Consider the following 231-nt stretch of genomic DNA (forward strand, 5'->3'; position numbering starts at 1 on the left):
AGCGCTGGCCGGCGAAGACCTGGCGAATCGCCTGGACCATTTCCTCCAGCCCCGCGCCCTTGGTCATGTAGCCGGCGGCGCCGGCCTGCATGAGGCGGGTGGGGAACGGATCCTCTTCGCAGACGGTGACTACCACGACCTTGATGTCGGGCTGGCTGCGCAGCAGCTTGCGGGTCGCCTCCAGGCCGCCGATACCGGGCATCTTCACGTCCATCAGGACGACATCCGGCT

At 67.5% G+C, this 231-nt stretch carries 1 protein-coding gene; it reads right to left on the reverse strand.

The genetic code is table 11. The annotated features are described in order from the left end of the window. Positions 1-231, reverse strand: a 231-nt coding sequence (locus tag ACLJNW_RS29005; RefSeq protein ID WP_410962138.1) for a response regulator, incomplete at both ends; no start/stop codon positions are given.

The organism is Salmonella sp. SAL4457 (assembly GCF_046548235.1).
GTDB lineage: Bacteria > Pseudomonadota > Gammaproteobacteria > Enterobacterales > Enterobacteriaceae > Salmonella > Salmonella enterica.